Genomic DNA, 21,411 nt, shown 5'->3' on the forward strand with positions numbered 1-21,411 from the left:
GAGTTTTAAATAAAAAGGTAGGGAATGAGATGAACCGGATTTCATGGGATCAATATTTTATGGCACAAAGCCATTTGCTAGCCTTAAGAAGCACTTGTGAACGTCTGGCTGTTGGGGCTACAGTGGTGCGTGATAAACGTATTATAGCTGGAGGATACAACGGCTCGATCAGCGGAGGCGTGCATTGTGCTGACGAAGGCTGTTATGTGATTGGTGGACACTGTGTAAGAACTGTCCATGCAGAAGTGAATGCACTCTTGCAGTGTGCTAAGTTTGGTGTGAAAACAGAAGATGCGGAAGTATACGTCACGCATTTTCCGTGTTTAAACTGCTGTAAAGCCCTTATTCAAGCGGGAATTAAAACAGTATATTACGCTAATGATTACAAAAATCATCCGTATGCTGTTGAGTTATTTCAACAGGCGGGAGTGAAAACAGCAAAAGTTGAACTTGATGACGCAATCATTGACTTAAAAAGTAAAGAGAAGCTTCAATTTGTGACGGATGTTCTCGCTCGTTTAGAAAAAAGCGGAGCGGACGAAGCAGAAGTGATGAATTTACAGCGTGAAGCTCTCGCTTTGTTTGCGGCAAATTAAAGGTAAAAGAGGTTTTTTACTTGGTAACAGTAAGAAGCCTCTTTCTTTTAAGAAGAAAGGAGCTAAAAGTGAAAGGATATTATATTTACTGTGCTTTTAGCATGATGATAGCTTTATATGTATATGATAATCATTCCGCTGTAAGCCTGTTTTTGCTAATCGTGCTTTTCATTTTTCAATGGCTACAATGTCCGAGGAAAGTGGTTATTACTTCTGCGCTGTTGAGTGTTTTGTGCGTCTACCTATTAGCTGAGACAAATAAGCATAACAAAACGGTTCTTTTAACTGAATCTTCTTCTTTTACAGGCGAAATTTCATCTGTGCCGCATAGTGACGGCGACAAGCTTACTTTTAAGTTTACGGTTCAAAATGAAGAGGTCATGGCTTTTTATAAACTAAAAACGTTGGAAGAGAAACAGCAGCTCGAAAAGCTAACGATTCATCAAGTTTGTCAACTAGCGGGGCAATTAACTTCTCCTTCACCTGCTCGCAACCTTCATGCATTTGATTATCAGCAATATTTGTACCATCAGTCTATTCATTGGCAGCTTAACGTCAAGAGACTTGATTTGGTAAAATGCCAGCTCCCCACTCTAACTCCACTTACGTACCTTACCTTTATTCGTCAAAAAGGAATTAATTATATTCAACAAAATATGTCGGATCCAGGCGCTGGGTTTATGCAGGCACTAATTTACGGCGAGCGCACCGGCATCGAAGAAGAGAGTATCAAGCGCTATCAGCAATTTGGTTTAATACACTTGCTTGCCATATCAGGTCTTCATGTTGGACTGCTGACAGCGATGTGTTTTTATTTGCTCATTCGGATTGGAATAACGCGCGAGCGAGCCATTACGCTTTTACTTTTGCTTCTTCCTGTATACATGGTTTTGGCCGGTGGCAGCGCTTCAGTTGTCCGAGCTGTTTTTATGAGTATGCTGATGCTTATATCGATAAAAATACAAAGAAAAATTCTTTTGGTTGATAGCATCAGCCTTGCTTTTATAGCCATGCTGCTTTTTAAGCCGTACTATTTATTTGATGTAGGATTTCAGCTTTCTTTTGCCGTTAGTTTTGCATTGATTTTATCGAGTCAGACGATTTTACCTCGTTTTCATTCTTCTTTCAGCCAGCTCATGGTTGTTTCAGCGATTGCACAAGTCAGTTCACTTCCTTTATTGTTGTATTATTTTTATGGAGTATCTCTCCTCAGTTTGCCATTAAATATGGTTTTTGTACCGCTGTTTTCTCTTGTTATATTACCTCTTTGTTTGCTCATTCTTTTTGTTCGTATCCTCTTGCCGGGAGTGAGTGAACTGCTGGAGCAGATTCTTCATGTTCTTTTACTTTTTTGTGAAAAATTGCTTGGCTCTTTTGAGTGGATTCCCGCTGATTTTGTAACGGGAAAACCCCACATTGTGCTGTTTTTGGGCATGTACTTATGCATTTATGCTTTATTTGTGGCGCTCGAAGAAGGAGAATTTTTCGTTCGCTATATGTTTCTTCTCGTGGCATTGTTAGCCGCACAATGTATGTATCCTTATTTGAATTCAAAAGGAACGGTCACAATGGTCGATGTAGGACAAGGAGACTGCTTTATCATTGAGCTTCCTTATCGAAAAGGTGTGTATATGATCGATACCGGAGGAACCGTTTCATTTCCAAAAGAACCATGGCAAAAACGTCGTTCTTCTTTTGACGTGGGAGAAGATGTACTTGTTCCCTTTTTGCATTCAAAAGGAATAACAAGGGTAGATAAAATGATTATTACACACGGCGATTATGATCACGCAGGGGCGGCACAGCATTTATTTTCACAAGTGGCTGTCGGAGAGCTGGTGCTTGGGAAAAAAGCTGAATTAAATGATGTAGAGACTGGCTTGGTGATCGCTGCTCAAAAACAAAGCGTGCCTGTTCAAATTGTTCAACAAGGAGATAGCTGGCAAGAAGGAGGTGTGTTATTTCAGATTATTTCTCCGACAGGTTTCGAAGAAACGAGCAACAACGGCTCAATTGTAATAGACGCTAAGTTAGGAAATTTAAGATGGCTATTCACGGGAGATTTAGAAAAGGAAGGAGAACAAAGAATATTGAAAGACTTTCCAAACCTTAAAGCAAATGTATTAAAAGTTGGGCATCATGGCAGTAAAACTTCAACTTCAGAAGAGTTTGTTCAACATTTAAATCCTAAAGTAGCGCTTGTTTCAGCGGGGCAAAAAAATCGTTATGGTCATCCTCATCAAGAAATATTAGAGCTTCTGAAAAGCTACGGAGTGTATATTTATCGAACGGATGAAGATGGTGGGGTAATGTATGAATTTACAAAAAAGTCAGGAACGTTTTCGCAGCAACTTCCATAATCTATAGTAAGAAAAACGAACTGAAAAAGACTGCTAAGAAGCAGCCTTGAAGCAATTTTACGAACCCAAGTAGTGAATCACAGTTGCAATAACAAATAAGGCAGTGAAAAAGCCAAATGAAACACCAAATCCTACGGCAGAATCGACAGCGTCGTTGCGTTTACTTTGGACACTTTCTTCAAATTGGTTCATTAACACCCCTCCTGTTTACAGTATAATCTAACTTTTTTTAAAAATCTAGACAATTTAAAAGCGTTTTCACAAACTGACAACAGTTAACAACTATACTTTACGAGCATGAGGAGAAAATAGAGATAAGGGTTTAATCATTAACAAATAAGTAACCTAGGGCTTATATTGTTAATGTTTATCATAAACTGAGGAATTGTCGTTTTAAGGCAATTCCTTTTGTATTGTTGCCAAAAACTCATAACACCTTTACGATAGAAATTGTATTTTGTTTATCAGTAACTATACATAATCAATATAGATGAATAAAAAAGAGGAGCGTATATACGTTGGCAGTTGATAGCTTAAAAAGTATTACCAAAAATAATATAGCCCCCGTTTACTTAATACACGGGGTCAATGCATTTATGAGTAAAAAGATTAGAGATAAAATCGTCGACTATACGTTAAATGAAGAAGATAAAGAATTTAACTTGTCACTATACGATTTAGAAGAAACATCGATTGATCAAGTTCTAGAAGATGCTGAAACGCTTCCTTTTTTAGGAGACAAGCGTGTAGTGGTTGCGAAAAATGCAGCATTTTTAACGGCTGAAAAATCGAAAGATAAAGTTGAGCATGATCTGGCAAAACTGCAGCAATATGTGGAGCAGCCCCCGTCTTTTTCAACGTTAATTCTACTAGCCCCTTATGAAAAGCTGGATGAAAGAAAAAAAATAACAAAATTATTAAAAAAACAAGCAGCTTACATTGAAGCGAACGAATTTGGTGAAAAAGAAATGAAGCAGTGGATTCATAATTTACTTTCAAAAGATGGAGTGAACATGGATGAAGATGCTGTGACGCTGCTTATTCAGCTTGTGGGTCTTAATGTAACGCTTGTGACAAATGAAATTGAAAAAATGGTATTATACGTTGGACAAGACGGAGTCATTACAAAAGAAGTTGTGCTTAAGCTTGTGGCAAAAACGCTTGAACAAAATGTATTTACGCTTATTGACGCTGTTATTCAGCGAAAGGTTTCTACTGCTTTAAATATGTATCAGGATTTACTGCGTAATAACGAAGAGCCTATTAAAATTTTATCTTTGTTAGCGACGCAGTTTCGGTTGATTTATCATACGAAGCAGCTGTCTAGTCAAGGGTACGGTCAGCAGCAAATTGCTCAAACGATTAAGGTTCATCCGTTTCGTGTGAAAATTGCTTTGCAGCAGAGCAGAAGTTTTGAGGAACAGCAGCTTAAAGAAATTTTAAAGGATTTAGCAGAGGCAGATTATGAAATGAAGACGGGAAAAATGGATAAAGCGCTTATTTTACAGCTGTTTTTATTAAAAAGAGCGCAATAAAAAAACGATCCTAATGGGATCGTTTTTGTCTCAATTATGCAGATAAACCGTTAAGTTTTACTGCTAAGCGAGATTTTTGACGAGCTGCAGCATTTTTGTGGATAAGACCAGATTGTGCGGCTTTGTCTAATTTTTTAGAAGCAACAGCAAATGCTGTTTTTGCGTTATCTACATCGTTGTTTTCAACTAAAGCTTCAAAGTTTTTGATTGCAGTACGCATAGCTGATTTAGCTTGAATGTTATGAGCACGGCGAGCTTCAGTAGTTTTTACACGTTTGATAGCTGATTTAATGTTTGGCATCCGTTTCACCTCCCGAAATGATAACAATCGAGATTATATAGAACTCGACATTCTTCACAATAAGAACAAAAGATATTTTATCAAACACAAGGACAGAATGCAATAGCCTTGACAAGGAATTTTATATGACAGACCTCTCTTTAAAAGCTTGTAGCTGATATTGCGCCCTTCCTTCCACTTTTCATTTCTTAAATGCATGAATCCGCCAGTCCTCGGTGACAATAATTTCAACAAAGATTGTCTAGGAGGTTAAGAAATGGAAAAAGAACTTGATTTAAGTCAATATAGCGTGCGCACGGATTTAGCCGTCGAAGCAAAAGACATAGCGTTAGAAAATCAGCCTAAACCGAATAATCAGTCAGAAATCAAAGGCGTAATTGTAAAAGAAAAAGAAGAACAAGGTGTCAAAATTTCAATGGTAGAAATTACGGAAGAAGGCGCAGAAGCAATCGGTAAGAAAAAAGGCCGATATGTAACCCTTGAATCGGTAGGCATTCGCGAGCAGGATACTGAAAAGCAAGAGGCCATGGAAGAAGTATTTGCTAAAGAGCTGAATTTTTTTATTAAAAGCCTCAACATTCCAGATGATGCTAGCTGTCTTGTAGTGGGTCTTGGAAACTTAAGTGTTACACCAGATGCGCTTGGACCAAAGGCAGTAGATAATTTGTTGATTACAAGACATTTGTTTGAGCTACAGCCTGAAAGTGTGCAAGATGGCTTTAGACCCGTTAGCGCCATTGTTCCGGGAGTAATGGGAATGACGGGTATTGAGACAAGTGATATTATCTTTGGCGTTGTAAAGAAAGTGAATCCAGATTTTATCATTGCAATCGACGCGCTGGCCGCTCGTTCGATTGAACGGGTAAATGCTACCATTCAAATTTCAGATTCAGGTATTCATCCGGGGTCTGGGGTTGGAAACAAACGCAAAGAAATCAGTTATGAAACACTTGGCATTCCAGTTATTGCAATAGGTATTCCAACGGTGGTGGATGCTGTTTCCATTACAAGCGATACAATTGACTTTATCTTAAAACATTTTGGCCGAGAAATGAAAGAGCAGGGAAAGCCGTCTAAGTCGCTGCTTCCGTCTGGTATGACGTTTGGAGAAAAAAAGAAGCTCACGGAGGATGATTTACCTAATGAAGAGCAGCGTCAAACGTATCTCGGTATGATTGGCACCCTTCACGATGAAGAAAAAAGACGTCTTATTCATGAAGTGCTTGCACCTTTAGGCCATAATTTGATGGTTACGCCCAAAGAAGTGGATATGTTTATTGAAGATATGGCTAATGTAGTTGCAGGAGGACTTAACGCTGCTTTGCATCATGAAGTGGATCAAGAGAACTTTGGGGCATATACTCATTAATACGCTTTTAGATGAATGAGTTCTTCACAATATAGTCATAATGGTTAGTACTACAGAAGATAAAGAAGTAAGGGGCCTAATAATATGATTAAATTTACTTTAAAATCAGTAGTGCTAACTATTTTTTTACTGTGCATTGTATTTTTAGGGATGCAGACGGCTCAGCAAGGGTTGATTAAAATGAAGGGATATAATGATCCTTCGATTGAACATGTTATTAATGTTTCTAAAACGTCAGATGGTCAGGTGGAAGCTGCTGTTTTAGGTTCAAAAAAAGTCGTGAATATTGATGAAAAACAGCAGTTTCTAGAAAAACGAAAGGCTTTTAACTTTTTCTCCTCGCTAGGTCAAAGTTTAGCGGAAGGCGTAAAAAGTACAATAGGAAAAGCTTTTAAGGCTATCCATCATCTTCTTAATTAAAAGCAGAATCTCTTTCTGCTTTTTTGTATGGAAAAATCCCCAATGGAATGCTTATTGAATGTTGACGAATGTGTTGTTATAATTTAGTTTAGTGTATTTTGCCGATTTTCAGTAGGAGTGAAAAAAATATGGATAGAGAAGCAAGATTGAAACGACAATCGAAAATCAGAAACTTTTCGATTATTGCTCATATAGACCACGGTAAGTCAACATTAGCAGACCGTATTTTAGAAAAAACAAATGCGTTAACACAGCGAGAAATGAAAGCTCAGCTTTTAGATTCGATGGATTTGGAACGTGAACGTGGAATTACCATTAAATTAAATGCTGTGCAGCTTCAATACAAAGCAAAAGATGGAGAAGAGTATACTTTTCATCTAATTGATACACCGGGACACGTCGATTTTACATATGAAGTGTCGCGAAGTTTAGCTGCGTGTGAAGGTGCAATTCTAGTAGTAGATGCAGCTCAAGGTATTGAAGCTCAAACACTAGCAAACGTATATTTAGCGCTTGATAACAACCTTGAAATTTTACCTGTCATTAATAAGATTGACCTGCCGAGTGCAGAGCCAGAGCGAGTGCGTCAAGAAGTTGAAGACGTAATTGGATTAGATGCGTCGGAAGCTGTATTAGCTTCAGCTAAAGCAGGAATTGGAATCGAAGAAATTTTAGAACAAATTGTTGAAAAAGTTCCTGCTCCTGAAGGGGATCCAGATGCACCGCTTCAAGCACTAATCTTTGATTCATTTTATGATGCATACCGAGGTGTAGTTGCATCTATTCGTATCGTACAGGGACGAGTAAAAGTAGGCGACAAAATTAAAATGATGGCAACAGGAAAAGAGTTTGAGGTAACGGAGCTAGGTGTGTTAACGCCAAAAGCCGTTGCTAAAGATGAACTTTCTGTTGGCGACGTAGGGTTTTTAACAGCAGCTATTAAAAACGTTGGAGATACGCGAGTAGGGGACACGATTACACTTGCTAAAAATGGAGCAAGTGAACCTCTTCCTGGTTATCGTCGTCTGAATCCAATGGTATACTGCGGACTGTATCCAATTGATACAGCAAAGTATAACGATCTTCGTGAAGCACTAGAAAAGTTAGAGCTAAATGACTCTGCACTTCAGTTTGAACCAGAGACGTCTCAGGCCTTAGGGTTTGGTTTCCGATGTGGATTCTTAGGGTTGCTTCACATGGAAATTATCCAAGAGCGTATTGAACGCGAATTTAAAATTGATTTAATTACAACAGCTCCAAGCGTTATTTATGACGTGTATTTAACAGACGAGACTCATCTGTCTGTAGATAATCCGTCTAATATGCCGGACCCACAAAAGATTGAACGTGTGGAAGAACCGTATGTAAAGGCAACGATGATGGTACCAAACGATTATGTAGGTGCTGTGATGGAGCTTTGTCAGAAGAAGCGAGGCAACTTTATTGATATGCAGTACATGGATGCTAATCGCGTGAGTATTGTATATGAAATTCCACTAGCTGAAATTGTATATGATTTCTTTGATCAATTAAAATCAAATACAAAAGGCTATGCTTCGTTTGATTACGAGCTTATTGGATATCAGCCTTCGAAGCTTGTGAAGATGGATATTCTCTTAAACGGCGAAACGGTCGATGCACTGTCCTTTATCGTACACAGAGATTCGGCGTACGATCGTGGTAAAGTCATTGTAGAAAAGCTTAAAGAGCTTATTCCACGTCAACAGTTCGAAGTGCCTATTCAAGCGGCAATCGGTCAAAAAATCGTCGCGCGTTCAACAATTAAAGCCATTCGTAAAAACGTTTTAGCAAAATGTTACGGAGGAGATATCTCTCGTAAACGTAAACTTCTTGAAAAACAAAAAGAAGGTAAAAAACGTATGAAGCAGGTCGGTTCTGTTGAAGTACCGCAGGAAGCATTCATGGCTGTGCTTCGCATGGACGAAGATTAATAGCTGAAATTCTATTATTTAACATGTCAAATTAGTTTTGAAAATCAAGCTAATCTGATACGATAGTAAAGAGTTTTGAGCGCTGTAAATAAGTGCGAACGAACATAGATAAAAATACCGCAGAGAGACTCTGCGGTATTTTTATCATTTATAAATGTGATTGAGGTGGAAGTCCATGGTGAAGGCAGCATATCTGCATATCCCGTTTTGTCATCATATTTGTCACTATTGTGACTTTAATAAAGTGTTTTTCAAAAATCAGCCCGTTATGCCGTATTTGGAAAGCATGCGAGAAGAAATGAAACAAACAGTCGAACGTTATCCAACAACCAATTTAAACACGATATTCGTTGGAGGTGGAACGCCCACAGCCTTAGATGAACAGCAGCTGGAGCATTTTTTAGAATCGATTCGTATGTACCTCCCTTATGACGAAAAAGGTGAGTTTACATTTGAAGCCAATCCGAATGAATTGACAAAAGAAAAGCTTCAGCTTCTCCATGATTATGGCGTGAATCGTTTAAGCGTTGGTGTACAAACGTTTAATGAAAGATTATTGGAGAAAATTGGACGTGTGCATTCAAACAGACAGGTATTTGAATGTGTTGAGCAAGCGAGAAAGATTGGAATGTCGAATATAAGCTTAGACTTAATTTATAGCCTGCCAGAACAAACGGTAGCTGATTTCTCTTCGACGCTTCAAACGGCTTTTTCATTAGAGGTAGAGCATATGTCTGCCTATTCGTTGATTATTGAACCTAAAACGGTATTTTATAATCTAATGAACAAGGGGAAGCTGCCGCTGCCTGCTCAAGAAGAAGAAGCAGCTATGTATGAGCTGCTTATGAAAGAAATGGACAAACAAGGTTTTCATCAATACGAAATCAGTAATTTCGCAAAGCCAGGCTACGAGAGTATTCATAATTTAACATATTGGAACAACGATGATTATTACGGAATTGGCGCAGGCGCACATAGCTATATAGACGGAATAAGACGAGCAAATATTGGACCATTAAAAAAGTACATTGATTCGGTCGAGCAAAACGGAAATGCATATCTCAATGAAGTGAGCGTGACCGAGGCTGAAAAAATGGAAGAAGAAATGTTTTTGGGCCTTCGTAAAACGAAAGGAGTCTCAAAAGAGGAGTTTAAGAAAAAATTCAATCGAGAATTAAAAGATGTATTTGGAGAACCTATTCAAGAATACAAAGAGAAAGGACTTTTGGGTGAAGACAATAGCTCAGTCTTTTTAACACACAATGGTCGATTTTTGGGGAATGAAGTTTTTCAAGCCTTTATTGGGATAATCTAATATCAAATCGTTGACATCGCTATAGTGATTTGGTAATTTATTATTAGATTTAGCACTCAGAGTTTTAGAGTGCTAACAGAGGTGATGAAGCGTGCTTACTGATCGACAGTTATTAATTTTACAAGTCATTATTGATGATTTCATTCGATCTGCGCAGCCGGTAGGCTCTCGAACATTATCTAAGAAAGAAGAGTTTAATTTTAGTTCGGCTACGATTCGTAATGAGATGTCAGACCTAGAAGAACTTGGATTTATTGAAAAAACTCATACTTCTTCAGGGCGCGTTCCGTCTGAGAAAGGTTATCGTTATTATGTTGATCATCTAGTGTCCCCGCAGCACTTGAAAGCAAGCGACGTTTCCACAGTGCGTTCGGTATTCGCTGAACGCATTGTAGAACTGGAGCAGCTCGTTCAAAAGTCAGCGCAAATTTTATCTGATTTAACGAGTTTAACGTCTATTGTGCTAGGACCAAAAGCGGTCAGCCATAAGTTAAAACAGCTGCAGATTTTACCTTTAACGGCTCAGTCAGCTGTTGCCATTATTGTGACCGATACAGGACACGTTGAAAGTCGGACGATTACGCTGCCGAGCAGTATTCAACCTTCCGATATTGAAAAAATGGTTAACATTTTAAACGAAAAGCTCATCGGCGTTCGCATTACTGATTTACATGATAAAATGTACAAAGAAGTAGCGACGCTCTTAAAAAGCCACATTCAAGGGTATGAGCAGACGATGGATATACTCAATGATGCATTAAAGCTCAACATGAATGGCAAATTAGTAGTTGGCGGCAAAACGAATATGTTTGCTCAGCCGGAATTTCATGATCTTAATAAAATTCGCGGGCTGTTTAACATTATTGAACATGAACAGCAGTTTTATAAGCTGTTAAGCCCAAATGAGGCTGGCATACATGTGAAAATTGGTCATGAAAATAAATTGAATGAAATGGTAGGGTGCAGCTTAATTACAGCTAGTTATTCCTTTGGTCACGAACAGCTTGGCACAATTGCTATACTGGGACCGACCCGCATGGAATATGCGCGTGTGATTAGTTTGCTTACACTGCTGTCATCAGATATGTCTCAAGTATTAACAAACTTGTATAAAGAATAAAGGAATCGGGTGGAATATATTACTTCCATCCTTTCCCTGTGATAAAATAAAAAACGTTGTTTAAAATGTGAAAATGTGTGTAAACATTTAAGGGAGGTGAATGAATTGTCAAACGAAAAGCAAGTAGAAGAACAAAACGAAGAAGTGGTTGAAGAAGTTCAAACAGACGCTGCTGAAGCAACTGAAGCTGAAGTGTCTGAGGAAGTAAACCCTCTTCAACAAGAAAATGATCAATTAAAGCAACAGCTTGAAGAAGAAGAGAATCGCTACTTACGTCTACAAGCTGATTTCGATAATTTCCGTCGTCGTTCACGTCTCGATGCAGAAGCTGCTCAAAAATACCGTGCTCAATCATTAGTTTCGGATATTTTACCAGCACTAGATAACTTCGAACGTGCATTACAAGTTAACACAGCGGACGAACAAACTAAATCTGTGCTGCAAGGTGTAGAAATGGTATACCGTCAATTAGTAGAGGCACTTCAAAAAGAAGGTGTTGAAGCAATTGAATCAGTCGGGAAAACATTCGATCCATACGAGCATCAAGCAGTGATGCAAGTAGAAGACGATGAATACGAACCGAACACGGTAGTAGAAGAGCTTCAAAAAGGTTACAAATTAAAAGATAAAATCATCCGCCCTGCGATGGTTAAAGTGAATCAATAACACTACATATTATGAAGGAGGTCATTGTCAATGAGTAAGATCATTGGTATCGATTTAGGTACAACTAACTCTTGTGTCGCTGTATTAGAAGGCGGCGAACCAAAAGTAATTCCAAATCCAGAAGGAAACCGTACAACGCCATCAGTTGTGGCATTCAAAAACGGTGAGCGTCAAGTTGGGGAAGTAGCGAAACGTCAAGCTATTACAAACCCTAACACAATTATTTCAGTTAAACGTCATATGGGTACAGACCATAAGGTGGAAGCTGAAGGCAAGCAATACACGCCTCAAGAAATGTCAGCTATCATTCTTCAACATTTAAAAGGTTATGCTGAAGAGTATTTAGGTGAGCCTGTAACAAAAGCTGTTATCACAGTTCCTGCTTACTTTAATGATGCTGAGCGTCAAGCAACAAAAGATGCTGGTAAAATTGCTGGTTTAGAAGTAGAGCGTATTATTAACGAGCCTACTGCAGCAGCACTTGCATACGGATTAGAAAAAACAGATGAAGATCAAACAGTTTTAGTTTATGACCTTGGTGGCGGTACGTTTGACGTATCTATTCTAGAACTTGGCGACGGCGTATTTGAAGTTCGCGCAACTGCGGGTGACAACCGCCTTGGTGGTGACGACTTTGACCAAGTAATCATCGACTATTTAGTAGCTGAATTCAAAAAAGAAAACGGCGTTGATTTAAGCAAAGATAAAATGGCGCTTCAACGTTTAAAAGATGCGGCTGAAAAAGCGAAAAAAGATTTATCAGGCGTAACATCTACACAAATTTCTTTACCATTTATCACTGCTGGAGAAGCTGGCCCTCTTCACTTAGAGGTATCTTTATCACGTGCTAAATTTGACGAGTTATCAGCAGGTCTTGTAGAGCGTACAATGGCTCCTGTGCGTCAAGCTTTAAAAGATGCAGGTCTTTCTGCAAGCGAACTTGATAAAGTAATCTTAGTTGGTGGTTCAACTCGTATCCCAGCGGTACAAGATGCAATCAAAAAAGAAACTGGTCAAGATCCTCATAAAGGTGTAAACCCTGATGAAGTAGTTGCACTTGGTGCAGCAATTCAAGGCGGCGTATTAACTGGTGATGTAAAAGACGTTGTATTACTAGACGTAACGCCTTTATCACTAGGTATCGAAACAATGGGTGGCGTATTTACAAAGCTAATTGAGCGTAATACGACAATTCCAACAAGTAAATCACAAGTATTCTCAACGGCTGCAGATAGCCAAACGGCTGTAGATATTCACGTTCTTCAAGGTGAGCGCCCAATGTCTGCAGATAACAAAACGCTAGGACGTTTCCAATTAACAGACATTCCTCCTGCACCACGCGGAGTACCTCAAATCGAGGTATCATTCGATATTGATAAGAACGGTATCGTAAACGTTCGTGCAAAAGATTTAGGTACAAACAAAGAGCAGGCTATTACAATTAAATCTTCAACTGGTTTATCAGATGACGAAATCGACCGCATGGTAAAAGAAGCGGAAGAAAACGCAGATGCTGATAAGCAACGTAAAGAAGAAGTGGAACTACGCAATGAAGCAGATCAATTAGTGTTTACAACTGAAAAAACATTAAAAGATCTTGAAGGAAAAGTAGAAGAAGCTGAAGTAACAAAAGCTAACGAAGCAAAAGATGCTTTAAAAGCAGCGATTGAAAAGAATGACCTTGAAGAAATCAAAGCGAAAAAAGATGAACTTCAAGAAATCGTTCAAGCGTTAACTGTAAAATTGTATGAGCAAGCTCAACAAGCTCAGCAAGCAGGTGAACAAGGCGCTCAAAATGATGATGTTGTAGATGCAGAGTTTGAAGAAGTAAACGACGACAAAAAATAATGCATCTTGACGACTAACGTGAATGACGCCATGGTGCGATTCACATCTTTTTAAAAAGTCAAAGTCAAGCTTATTTCTTGGCTTTGACTTTTTTAACGTGGAAAAGCGAAAGGGAAAGTTTTTCACTTGGCTCTCTGCGTGCACGGGAGCAATAGAAAGTAACTTTTATGTTGCTATGGAATTATTAATAATGATACAATTACGTTTATGTGAAACGATTCGGGAGTGAGTATTGATGAGTAAGCGAGATTACTATGAAGTACTCGGTATCAGTAAGAGCGCTACAAAAGATGAAATAAAAAAAGCATACCGCAAGCTTTCTAAACAATATCATCCAGATATTAACAAAGCGGAAGATGCTGCTGACAAATTTAAAGAAGTAAAAGAAGCATATGAAGTATTGAGTGATGACCAAAAAAAAGCACAATACGATCAATTTGGTCATACTGATCCAAATCAAGGCTTTGGCGGCTTTGGTGGAGGCGGCTCAGACTTTGGCGGCTTCGGCTTTGAAGATATTTTCAGCTCGATCTTTGGTGGTGGTGGTCGCAGACGTGACCCTAATGCTCCGAGACAAGGTGCCGATTTACAATACACGATGACACTTTCTTTTGAAGAAGCTGTTTTCGGAAAAGAAACAACAATTGAAATTCCACGTGAAGAAACGTGTGAAACATGTCACGGTTCAGGTGCAAAACCTGGAACAAAAGTCGATACATGTTCGCACTGTAATGGTTCAGGTCAGTTAAACGTTGAACAAAACACGCCGTTTGGCCGCGTGGTAAATCGACGTGCGTGTCATCATTGTAATGGTACGGGAAAAATCATTAAAGACAAATGTGCAACGTGCCACGGTGACGGTAAAGTAACAAAACGACGTAAAATTAATGTTAAAATTCCAGCTGGTGTAGATGATGGTCAACAGCTGCGCGTAAGTGCTCAAGGAGAACCAGGGGTAAATGGTGGTCCTCCGGGAGATTTATACGTAGTGTTCCACGTGCGCACTCATGAATTCTTTGAACGTGATGGAGACGATATCTACTGCGAAATGCCTTTAACGTTTGCTCAGGCAGCGCTAGGTGATGAAGTAGAAGTACCAACTCTACACGGCAAGGTGAAGTTGAAGATTCCTGCTGGTACACAAACGGGAACGAAATTCCGTTTAAAAGGAAAAGGTGTGGCAAACGTACGAGGATATGGTCAAGGAGATCAGCATATTCACGTTCGAGTTGTAACTCCAACAAAAATATCAGAAAAACAAAAACAATTATTGCGTGAGTTCGCTGAACTGAGCGGTCAAGAAGCCGTTGATGAGCAGCATGATTCCTTTTTTGCAAAAGTAAAACGAGCAATTAAAGGAGAATAATTGTCTTTCATAGTAAACAGAGACAGGTTGGTAAAGGTACTTTGCCAACCTGTCATCTGTCATGTTCATATTTAAAATCCTATATTACTGAAGGCAGAAAGGATGAAGTTGGTAGCAATGAAATGGTCTGAAATTTGTATTCATACAGCGCAAGAAGCAATTGAACCCATCTCTCATATTTTACATGAATCAGGAGCTAGCGGGGTAGTGATTGAAGATCCTGCTGATTTAGTGAAAGACAGAGATACAACTTTTGGTGAAATCTACGATTTAAACGTAGAAGACTACCCAGAAGAAGGTGTAGTGATTAAAGCATATCTTCCAGTTAACAGCTTTTTAGCAGAAACTGTGGATGGTATCAAAAAAGAAATTAATGGACTGCTTGTTTACGACTTTGATTTAGGAGCTAACAAAGTTACGATCAGTGAAGTGAACGAGGAAGAGTGGGCCACTGCTTGGAAAAAATATTACCATCCCGTGAAAATTTCAGAGCGTTTTACGATTGTACCAACTTGGGAAAACTATGAAAAAGTAAGCACAGATGAATTGATTATCGAGCTTGATCCCGGAATGGCTTTTGGGACAGGTACGCATCCAACAACGGTTATGTCTCTTCAAGCATTGGAAAGAACAGTGAAAGCAGGAGATACTGTTATTGACGTGGGTACAGGTTCAGGAGTGCTAAGCATTGGCGCAGCTCTGTTAGGAGCAAGTAATGTACAAGCTCTAGACCTTGATGAAGTAGCGGTACGTTCTGCTCGCGAAAATATTGAACTAAATCAAGTTGGGAACGTCGTAACAGTAGGTCAAAACAACTTATTGCAAGGTATAGAAGGACCGGTTGACATTGTTGTGGCGAATATTCTAGCTGAAGTAATCGTTCGTTTTGTAGACGATGCTGCAAAGGTGTTGAAGCCAGGAGGCATGTTCATTACATCAGGTATTATTAGTGCGAAAAAAGAAGATGTCAAAAAAGCGTTAACGGGAGCGGGCTTTGTTATTCAAGAAGTAACGCTTATGGAAGACTGGGTAGCAATTATTGCGCAAAAACAAGCTTAACAAGTGAGAAGGTGTCAAGATGCAACGTTATTTTCTGCCAAATGATCAATTTCAAGAGCAAAGTGTCATAGTAACACAAGATGATGCCCATCATATCTCACGCGTCATGAGAATGAATGAAGGATCACAGTTTATTGCCTGTAATGAACAGGGGCAAGCTGCTTTGTGTGAAATTGAAAATATTTCCGCTAACGAAGTGAAAGCATCTATTATAGAATGGATAAGCGAAGAAAAAGAGCTTCCAGTCCATGTTACAATTGTGAACGGTCTGCCTAAAGGGGATAAGCTCGAGCTTATTATCCAAAAAGGGACAGAACTTGGGGCGTATAAGTTTATCCCTTTTATTGCGGCTCGTTCAGTTGTTAAATGGGATGATAAAAAGAGTCAAAAAAAAGTAGATCGCTGGAACAAGATTGCTAAAGAGGCTGCAGAACAATCTCATCGTACGATTGTACCAGCAGTAGAAGCCCCAATTTCTTTTAAAAAACTAGTAGAAATTAGCGGTGACTATACTCATAAAGTTGTAGCCTATGAAGAAAGAGCAAAGCAAGGAGAAACATCTCATCTGCACGCTGTTCTTTCGGCTTTAAAACCCGGCCATTCCATGCTTGTGGTTGTAGGCCCCGAGGGTGGTTTGACCGAGCAGGAAGTAGAAGTATTAGAAGAAAATGAATTTACAATAAGCGGATTTGGTCCGCGAATTTTACGAGCAGAAACAGCTCCTTTATATGCGCTGTCTGCTATATCTTATCAAACTGAGTTAATGAGGTGACGATTATGTCAACAGTTGCTTTTCACACGCTAGGGTGTAAAGTAAATCACTATGAAACAGAAGCAATTTGGCAATTGTTCAAAGGCCAAGGCTATGAGCGTGTTGAATATGAACAAACTGCCGATGTATATGTAATTAATACATGTACGGTAACAAATACAGGAGATAAAAAAAGCCGTCAAGTTATTCGCAGAGCTGTGCGGAAAAATCCAGATGCGGTTATTTGTGTAACTGGGTGTTATGCTCAAACTTCGCCAGCTGAAATTATGGCCATTCCTGGTGTTGATATCGTAGTAGGTACACAAGATCGCGTTAAGATGCTTGATTATATTGAACAATTTAAAAAAGAGCGTCAGCCGATTAACGGCGTAGGAAACATTATGAAAACACGCGTATATGAAGAGCTAGATGTACCGGCTTTTACAGACCGTACGCGTGCTTCGTTAAAGATTCAAGAAGGCTGTAACAACTTCTGTACATTCTGTATTATTCCATGGGCGCGCGGTTTAATGCGATCTCGTGATCCTAAAGAAGTAGTAGCACAAGCACAGCAGCTAGTGGATGCGGGCTATAAAGAAATCGTGTTAACAGGTATTCACACTGGCGGATACGGAGAAGACATGAAAGATTACAATCTTGCCCAGCTTCTTCGTGATTTAGAGTCTCAAGTAAAAGGATTAAAACGCATTCGTATTTCGTCAATTGAAGCAAGTCAAATTACGGACGAAGTGATTGAGGTACTAGATCAATCAGAAATGGTTGTACGTCATTTGCATATTCCTCTTCAATCAGGTTCAAATACAGTATTGAAGCGCATGCGTCGTAAGTATACAATGGAGTTCTTTGGTGAGCGCTTAAACCGTCTGAAAGAAGCTCTTCCTGGATTAGCGATTACATCAGATGTTATTGTTGGCTTCCCAGGTGAAACAGAAGAAGAGTTTATGGAGACGTATAACTTTATTAAAGAGCACGGTTTTTCAGAGCTTCATGTATTCCCGTATTCTAAACGTACAGGTACGCCAGCGGCTCGTATGACCGACCAAATTGATGAAGAAGTAAAAAATCAACGTGTGCATCGTTTAATCGAACTTTCAAATCAATTGGCAAAAGAATATGCTTCAACGTTTGAAGGAGAAGTACTAGAAGTAATTCCGGAAGAAAAATATAAAGAAGATCCTGAAAGTGGTTTATATGTAGGATATACTGATAACTACTTAAAGGTTGTGTTTAAAGCGTCTGAAGAAATGGTTGGAAAGCTTGTAAAAGTAAAAATTTCAAAAGCTGGATATCCTTATAATGAAGGTGAGTTTGTTCGCGTGCTAGATGAGGTTCATCTTCAAGATCAGGTGAAAATGAGCTCATAACACTTATTGGAAAGCTGCGTGTATACGCAGCTTTTTTTATACGTGTAAAAAAGCTGAACGAGTAATGTTTTATCAAGAAAGTTCATAAAATAAAGGGGGAATAACTGCATTACTTTATGTAAAGCGGTTGACCTTAAGGAATCATTATATTATAATTGCAAAAGACATGTCTAACATGTCATTTCATTATGATGTTAGTGGTTTTGTTCGGAGGGAGGGAATTAGAATGTCAAGAACAGTTGTTCGTAAAAACGAATCGCTTGAAGATGCTCTTCGTCGCTTCAAACGTTCAGTTTCAAAAACTGGTACGTTACAAGAAGCAAGAAAGCGCGAATTCTATGAAAAGCCTAGCGTAAAGCGTAAGAAGAAATCTGAAGCTGCTAGAAAACGCAAGTTCTAATAAGAGGGTGGATTTATGAGTCTTCTCGAGCGTTTAAATAGTGATATGAAACAAGCGATGAAAAACAAAGAGAAAGAGAAGCTTGGGGTCATTCGTATGGTCAAAGCATCTCTTCAAAACGAAGCCATTAAGTTAGGAACCGACCTAACTGAAGCAGACGAGTTGACGGTTATTTCTCGCGAATTCAAACAACGTAAAGACTCCCTCCATGAATTTGAGAAAGCAGGTCGTCAAGATCTTGTTGATAAAATTCATTCTGAATTAGCGGTGTTAGAAGTTTACGCTCCTAAACAGCTAACTGAAGAAGAGTTATCTGAAATTATTAAAACGACGATTGAAGAAACGCAGTCTTCCTCTAAAGCTGATATGGGGAAAGTTATGGGAGCGCTTATGCCGAAAGTAAAAGGCAAAGCGGATGGCTCTCTTGTTAATAAGCTTGTCCTTCAACACTTATCATAAAAAACACCTTACCTTGTGTAAGGTGTTTTTTATGTGGATAATACTCGAACGTACGTTTTGTTTTTCTGGTACAAAGAATAAAATAGATAAATTTTAAAAAATTTGAAACTATTGTTAAAGTTATTCGTATATACAGATACATGCTCATACTATCTATGGAAGGAGGGAAGTGTATTCGGTGAAAACCTTATTTTCTTTCGTGTGCTTTCTTATCTTAGCCACTGGGTTATTCCCCACTATTAGCACTGCTGACGTGAAGCGTGTACACGTTATTCCTGTAAATAAAACGGTAGAAAATGGACTGCTTTCTTTTCTAAACAGATCCATTAAAGATGCGGAAAATGACGGTGCAGATTTGATTATATTGGACATAGATACTCCTGGAGGAGCTGTAGATGCAGCTTCTGAAATAGCTAAAAGCTTAACCTCAACACCTATTCCTACCGCTGCTTTTGTCGATAAAAAAGCACTATCAGCTGGAGCGTATATTGCACTTAACGCTGATCAAATTTATATGGCACCCGGTTCTACAATGGGATCGGCAGCTGTGATTGACCAACAGGGAAATGCCGCACGAAAAAAGGCTCAGTCCTACTGGTTATCGGCTATGAAGAGCGCAGCAGAACAAAATAACCGAACCCCTAAATATGCAGAAGCGATGGCAAATACTAAGATGGTAATACCTGAGCTCAACTTAAAAGGAAACGAATTGCTGACGCTCACTCCGAAGCAAGCCGAGCAAGTTGGTTATTCAGAAGGAACTGTAAAAAATTTAGACGATCTCCTGAGGGTACTTGGCTATGAAGATGCTAAACTGACGTATGCAAAAATGAGTGTAAGTGAACAAGTTGCTCGTTTTCTTACCCATCCGCTTGTTGTTCCCATTTTATTATCCATTGGTGCTTTAGGAATTGTAATTGAATTGTTTACGCCTTCATTTGGTATTGCGGGCTCTATTGGAATAGCTTCACTTCTTTTATTTTTCTATGGTCATATGGTAGCAGGATTAGCGGGCATGGAAGCGCTCGTTTTATTTATAGCAGGAATTATATTGCTTCTGTTAGAGATTGTAGTACCAGGAGGAGTTTTAGGGCTGCTAGGACTTGGAGCTATCATTTTAAGTTTTTTTATGTCAACAGATAATAATGTCGAAATGGGAATTTCTCTTGTAATTGCAATAGTGGTGGCACTGGGAGGTGCGTTTGTGATGATGAAATTTTTTAAAAGAAAGCTTACACCTTTCAAAAAAATGGTGCTTAATGATTCACTTAATACTGAATCCGGCTACGTGTCGAATCAAAATCGGTATGAATTAATAGGAAAACAAGGTAAAACAACAACACCGCTGCGTCCTTCAGGTACCGTGCTCATCGATGAAGAGTATGTGGATGTAGTCACTGAAGGCGGATATTTAGACAAAGATGTGTTAGTAAATATTATAAAAGTAGAGGGATCAAGGGTTGTGGTGCGGAAGCTCACAGAGCCTTTGAAAAAGGAGGACCTTAATTAATGGAAGTAGGTAGCGTATTATTTTTTGTAGTTATTGGTCTAGCAATTATTGCTTTAGCTGTTTTTTTCACTTTTGTACCGATTATGCTATGGATCTCAGCATTAGCAGCAGGCGTTCGTATTAGTATTTTCACACTGGTCGGAATGAGACTTCGTCGAGTGATACCATCTCGCGTTGTGAATCCGTTAATTAAAGCAAGTAAAGCCGGTTTAGGTATTACCATTAATCAATTAGAAAGCCACTATTTAGCAGGCGGTAACGTTGACCGCGTGGTAAATGCGTTGATTGCAGCGCATAGAGCAAATATTGAGTTAACATTTGAGCGCGGAGCAGCTATCGACTTAGCGGGCCGTGATGTACTAGAAGCTGTACAAATGAGCGTTAATCCAAAAGTTATTGAAACACCTTTTATTGCAGGGGTGGCTATGGATGGAATCGAAGTCAAAGCAAAAGCCCGAATTACCGTTCGTGCAAACATTGATCGACTAGTAGGGGGAGCTGGAGAAGAAACAATTATTGCCCGTGTTGGCGAGGGGATTGTTTCTACAATCGGTTCGCAAAAAGATCACAAAAAAGTATTGGAAAACCCTGATATGATCTCTCAAACGGTTTTAGGAAAAGGGTTGGATTCCGGAACAGCGTTTGAAATTTTATCCATTGATATTGCTGACATCGATATTGGGAAAAATATTGGGGCAGTTCTTCAAACAGACCAAGCGGAAGCAGATAAAAATATTGCACAAGCAAAAGCCGAAGAACGTCGTGCTATGGCCGTTGCTCAAGAACAAGAAATGCGTGCAAAAGTAGAAGAAATGCGTGCAAAAGTAGTAGAAGCAGAAGCAGAAGTACCGTTAGCGATGGCAGAAGCACTGCGCTCTGGCAATATTGGCGTCATGGATTATATGAATATTCAAAACTTGACTGCTGATACGGATATGCGTGATTCAATTGGAAAAATGTCTAAAGAAGACGATGAGAAATAATGAATCAGCTTAACAA

At 39.1% G+C, this 21,411-nt stretch carries 20 protein-coding genes; 18 read left to right on the forward strand and 2 right to left on the reverse strand.

Features of this window, described 5'->3' with window-relative positions:
- The first annotated feature begins 29 nt into the window (after window positions 1–29).
- Complete coding sequence (locus tag POF52_RS01625; RefSeq protein WP_271989368.1) at window positions 30–596, forward strand: ComE operon protein 2; 567 nt, start codon at window positions 30–32, stop codon at window positions 594–596.
- 68 nt (window positions 597–664) lie between these two features.
- Window positions 665–2,956: a DNA internalization-related competence protein ComEC/Rec2 gene (locus tag POF52_RS01630; protein WP_271989370.1), complete on the forward strand. Its 2,292-nt coding sequence runs from the start codon at window positions 665–667 to the stop codon at window positions 2,954–2,956.
- Window positions 2,957–3,013: 57 nt separating this feature from the next.
- Here POF52_RS01630 and POF52_RS01635 read toward each other — a convergent pair whose 3' ends face one another.
- Entirely contained in the window at window positions 3,014–3,148 is a 135-nt protein-coding gene (locus tag POF52_RS01635; RefSeq protein WP_013059251.1) for a YqzM family protein, read from the reverse strand.
- Between the two features lie 326 nt (window positions 3,149–3,474).
- On the opposite strand from POF52_RS01635, the gene holA reads away from it, so the two are divergent.
- Window positions 3,475–4,491: a DNA polymerase III subunit delta gene (holA, locus tag POF52_RS01640; RefSeq protein WP_013059250.1), complete on the forward strand. Its 1,017-nt coding sequence runs from the start codon at window positions 3,475–3,477 to the stop codon at window positions 4,489–4,491.
- 34 nt (window positions 4,492–4,525) lie between these two features.
- Here holA and rpsT read toward each other — a convergent pair whose 3' ends face one another.
- Complete coding sequence (gene rpsT, locus POF52_RS01645; RefSeq protein ID WP_176583496.1) at window positions 4,526–4,792, reverse strand: 30S ribosomal protein S20; 267 nt, start codon at window positions 4,790–4,792, stop codon at window positions 4,526–4,528.
- 256 nt (window positions 4,793–5,048) lie between these two features.
- Between rpsT and gpr the strand changes: the two genes are divergently transcribed.
- The 15 genes from gpr (at window position 5,049) to floA (ending at window position 21,395) form a co-directional block, all read left to right on the forward strand.
- A complete protein-coding gene (gene gpr / locus POF52_RS01650; protein ID WP_013085064.1) occupies window positions 5,049–6,161 on the forward strand; it encodes a GPR endopeptidase in 1,113 nt (370 codons plus the stop codon).
- Between the two features lie 84 nt (window positions 6,162–6,245).
- Window positions 6,246–6,581, forward strand: a complete 336-nt coding sequence (locus POF52_RS01655; protein ID WP_013085063.1) for a DUF3679 domain-containing protein — start codon at window positions 6,246–6,248, stop codon at window positions 6,579–6,581.
- Window positions 6,582–6,709: 128 nt separating this feature from the next.
- Complete coding sequence (lepA, locus tag POF52_RS01660; RefSeq protein ID WP_013085062.1) at window positions 6,710–8,533, forward strand: translation elongation factor 4; 1,824 nt, start codon at window positions 6,710–6,712, stop codon at window positions 8,531–8,533.
- A 175-nt stretch (window positions 8,534–8,708) separates the two neighbouring features.
- Window positions 8,709–9,848 carry a radical SAM family heme chaperone HemW gene (gene hemW / locus POF52_RS01665; protein ID WP_271989376.1) on the forward strand — a complete coding sequence of 380 codons (1,140 nt, stop codon included), beginning with the start codon at window positions 8,709–8,711 and terminating at the stop codon, window positions 9,846–9,848.
- A gap of 91 nt (window positions 9,849–9,939) precedes the next feature.
- Complete coding sequence (hrcA, locus tag POF52_RS01670; RefSeq protein WP_013059244.1) at window positions 9,940–10,968, forward strand: heat-inducible transcriptional repressor HrcA; 1,029 nt, start codon at window positions 9,940–9,942, stop codon at window positions 10,966–10,968.
- A gap of 105 nt (window positions 10,969–11,073) precedes the next feature.
- A complete protein-coding gene (gene grpE / locus POF52_RS01675; RefSeq protein ID WP_016765598.1) occupies window positions 11,074–11,634 on the forward strand; it encodes a nucleotide exchange factor GrpE in 561 nt (186 codons plus the stop codon).
- Between the two features lie 30 nt (window positions 11,635–11,664).
- Window positions 11,665–13,482 carry a molecular chaperone DnaK gene (gene dnaK / locus POF52_RS01680; RefSeq protein WP_013059242.1) on the forward strand — a complete coding sequence of 606 codons (1,818 nt, stop codon included), beginning with the start codon at window positions 11,665–11,667 and terminating at the stop codon, window positions 13,480–13,482.
- A 235-nt stretch (window positions 13,483–13,717) separates the two neighbouring features.
- Window positions 13,718–14,848, forward strand: coding sequence for a molecular chaperone DnaJ (gene dnaJ / locus POF52_RS01685; RefSeq protein WP_013059241.1), 1,131 nt, complete (start codon window positions 13,718–13,720; stop codon window positions 14,846–14,848).
- Window positions 14,849–14,965: 117 nt separating this feature from the next.
- Window positions 14,966–15,907, forward strand: coding sequence for a 50S ribosomal protein L11 methyltransferase (gene prmA / locus POF52_RS01690; RefSeq protein ID WP_013085059.1), 942 nt, complete (start codon window positions 14,966–14,968; stop codon window positions 15,905–15,907).
- A 19-nt stretch (window positions 15,908–15,926) separates the two neighbouring features.
- Window positions 15,927–16,679 (forward strand): 16S rRNA (uracil(1498)-N(3))-methyltransferase, encoded by a 753-nt coding sequence (locus tag POF52_RS01695; protein ID WP_176583494.1) that lies wholly within the window; start codon window positions 15,927–15,929, stop codon window positions 16,677–16,679.
- A gap of 5 nt (window positions 16,680–16,684) precedes the next feature.
- On the forward strand, window positions 16,685–18,043 hold the full coding sequence (mtaB, locus tag POF52_RS01700; protein ID WP_025750549.1) for a tRNA (N(6)-L-threonylcarbamoyladenosine(37)-C(2))-methylthiotransferase MtaB: 1,359 nt from the start codon (window positions 16,685–16,687) through the stop codon (window positions 18,041–18,043).
- A gap of 226 nt (window positions 18,044–18,269) precedes the next feature.
- A complete protein-coding gene (gene rpsU / locus POF52_RS01705; protein ID WP_013059237.1) occupies window positions 18,270–18,443 on the forward strand; it encodes a 30S ribosomal protein S21 in 174 nt (57 codons plus the stop codon).
- 15 nt (window positions 18,444–18,458) lie between these two features.
- The gene (locus POF52_RS01710; RefSeq protein ID WP_013059236.1) at window positions 18,459–18,902 is read left to right on the forward strand and encodes a GatB/YqeY domain-containing protein; all 444 of its coding nucleotides are present in this window, start codon (window positions 18,459–18,461) and stop codon (window positions 18,900–18,902) included.
- 178 nt (window positions 18,903–19,080) lie between these two features.
- Window positions 19,081–20,412, forward strand: coding sequence for an NfeD family protein (locus POF52_RS01715; RefSeq protein ID WP_271989384.1), 1,332 nt, complete (start codon window positions 19,081–19,083; stop codon window positions 20,410–20,412).
- The gene (floA, locus tag POF52_RS01720; RefSeq protein WP_013059234.1) at window positions 20,412–21,395 is read left to right on the forward strand and encodes a flotillin-like protein FloA; all 984 of its coding nucleotides are present in this window, start codon (window positions 20,412–20,414) and stop codon (window positions 21,393–21,395) included. The genes POF52_RS01715 and floA overlap by 1 nt, the downstream gene beginning before the upstream one ends.
- The last annotated feature ends 16 nt before the right edge of the window (window positions 21,396–21,411 follow it).

The sequence above is a fragment of the Priestia sp. AB genome (genome assembly GCF_028369225.1).
GTDB lineage: Bacteria > Bacillota > Bacilli > Bacillales > Bacillaceae_H > Priestia > Priestia megaterium.

Bases quoted from the DNA above. Each gene is read 5' to 3' on its own strand.
- rpsU (WP_013059237.1), top strand. From the start codon at position 18,270: ATGTCAAGAACAGTTGTTCGTAAAAACGAATCGCTTGAAGATGCTCTT.
- prmA (WP_013085059.1), top strand. From the start codon at position 14,966: ATGAAATGGTCTGAAATTTGTATTCATACAGCGCAAGAAGCAATTGAA.
- POF52_RS01695 (WP_176583494.1), top strand. From the start codon at position 15,927: ATGCAACGTTATTTTCTGCCAAATGATCAATTTCAAGAGCAAAGTGTC.
- rpsT (WP_176583496.1), bottom strand. From the start codon at position 4,792: ATGCCAAACATTAAATCAGCTATCAAACGTGTAAAAACTACTGAAGCT.
- dnaJ (WP_013059241.1), top strand. From the start codon at position 13,718: ATGAGTAAGCGAGATTACTATGAAGTACTCGGTATCAGTAAGAGCGCT.
- hemW (WP_271989376.1), top strand. From the start codon at position 8,709: ATGGTGAAGGCAGCATATCTGCATATCCCGTTTTGTCATCATATTTGT.
- POF52_RS01655 (WP_013085063.1), top strand. From the start codon at position 6,246: ATGATTAAATTTACTTTAAAATCAGTAGTGCTAACTATTTTTTTACTG.
- dnaK (WP_013059242.1), top strand. From the start codon at position 11,665: ATGAGTAAGATCATTGGTATCGATTTAGGTACAACTAACTCTTGTGTC.
- POF52_RS01625 (WP_271989368.1), top strand. From the start codon at position 30: ATGAACCGGATTTCATGGGATCAATATTTTATGGCACAAAGCCATTTG.
- gpr (WP_013085064.1), top strand. From the start codon at position 5,049: ATGGAAAAAGAACTTGATTTAAGTCAATATAGCGTGCGCACGGATTTA.
- mtaB (WP_025750549.1), top strand. From the start codon at position 16,685: ATGTCAACAGTTGCTTTTCACACGCTAGGGTGTAAAGTAAATCACTAT.
- POF52_RS01710 (WP_013059236.1), top strand. From the start codon at position 18,459: ATGAGTCTTCTCGAGCGTTTAAATAGTGATATGAAACAAGCGATGAAA.
- lepA (WP_013085062.1), top strand. From the start codon at position 6,710: ATGGATAGAGAAGCAAGATTGAAACGACAATCGAAAATCAGAAACTTT.
- POF52_RS01635 (WP_013059251.1), bottom strand. From the start codon at position 3,148: ATGAACCAATTTGAAGAAAGTGTCCAAAGTAAACGCAACGACGCTGTC.
- floA (WP_013059234.1), top strand. From the start codon at position 20,412: ATGGAAGTAGGTAGCGTATTATTTTTTGTAGTTATTGGTCTAGCAATT.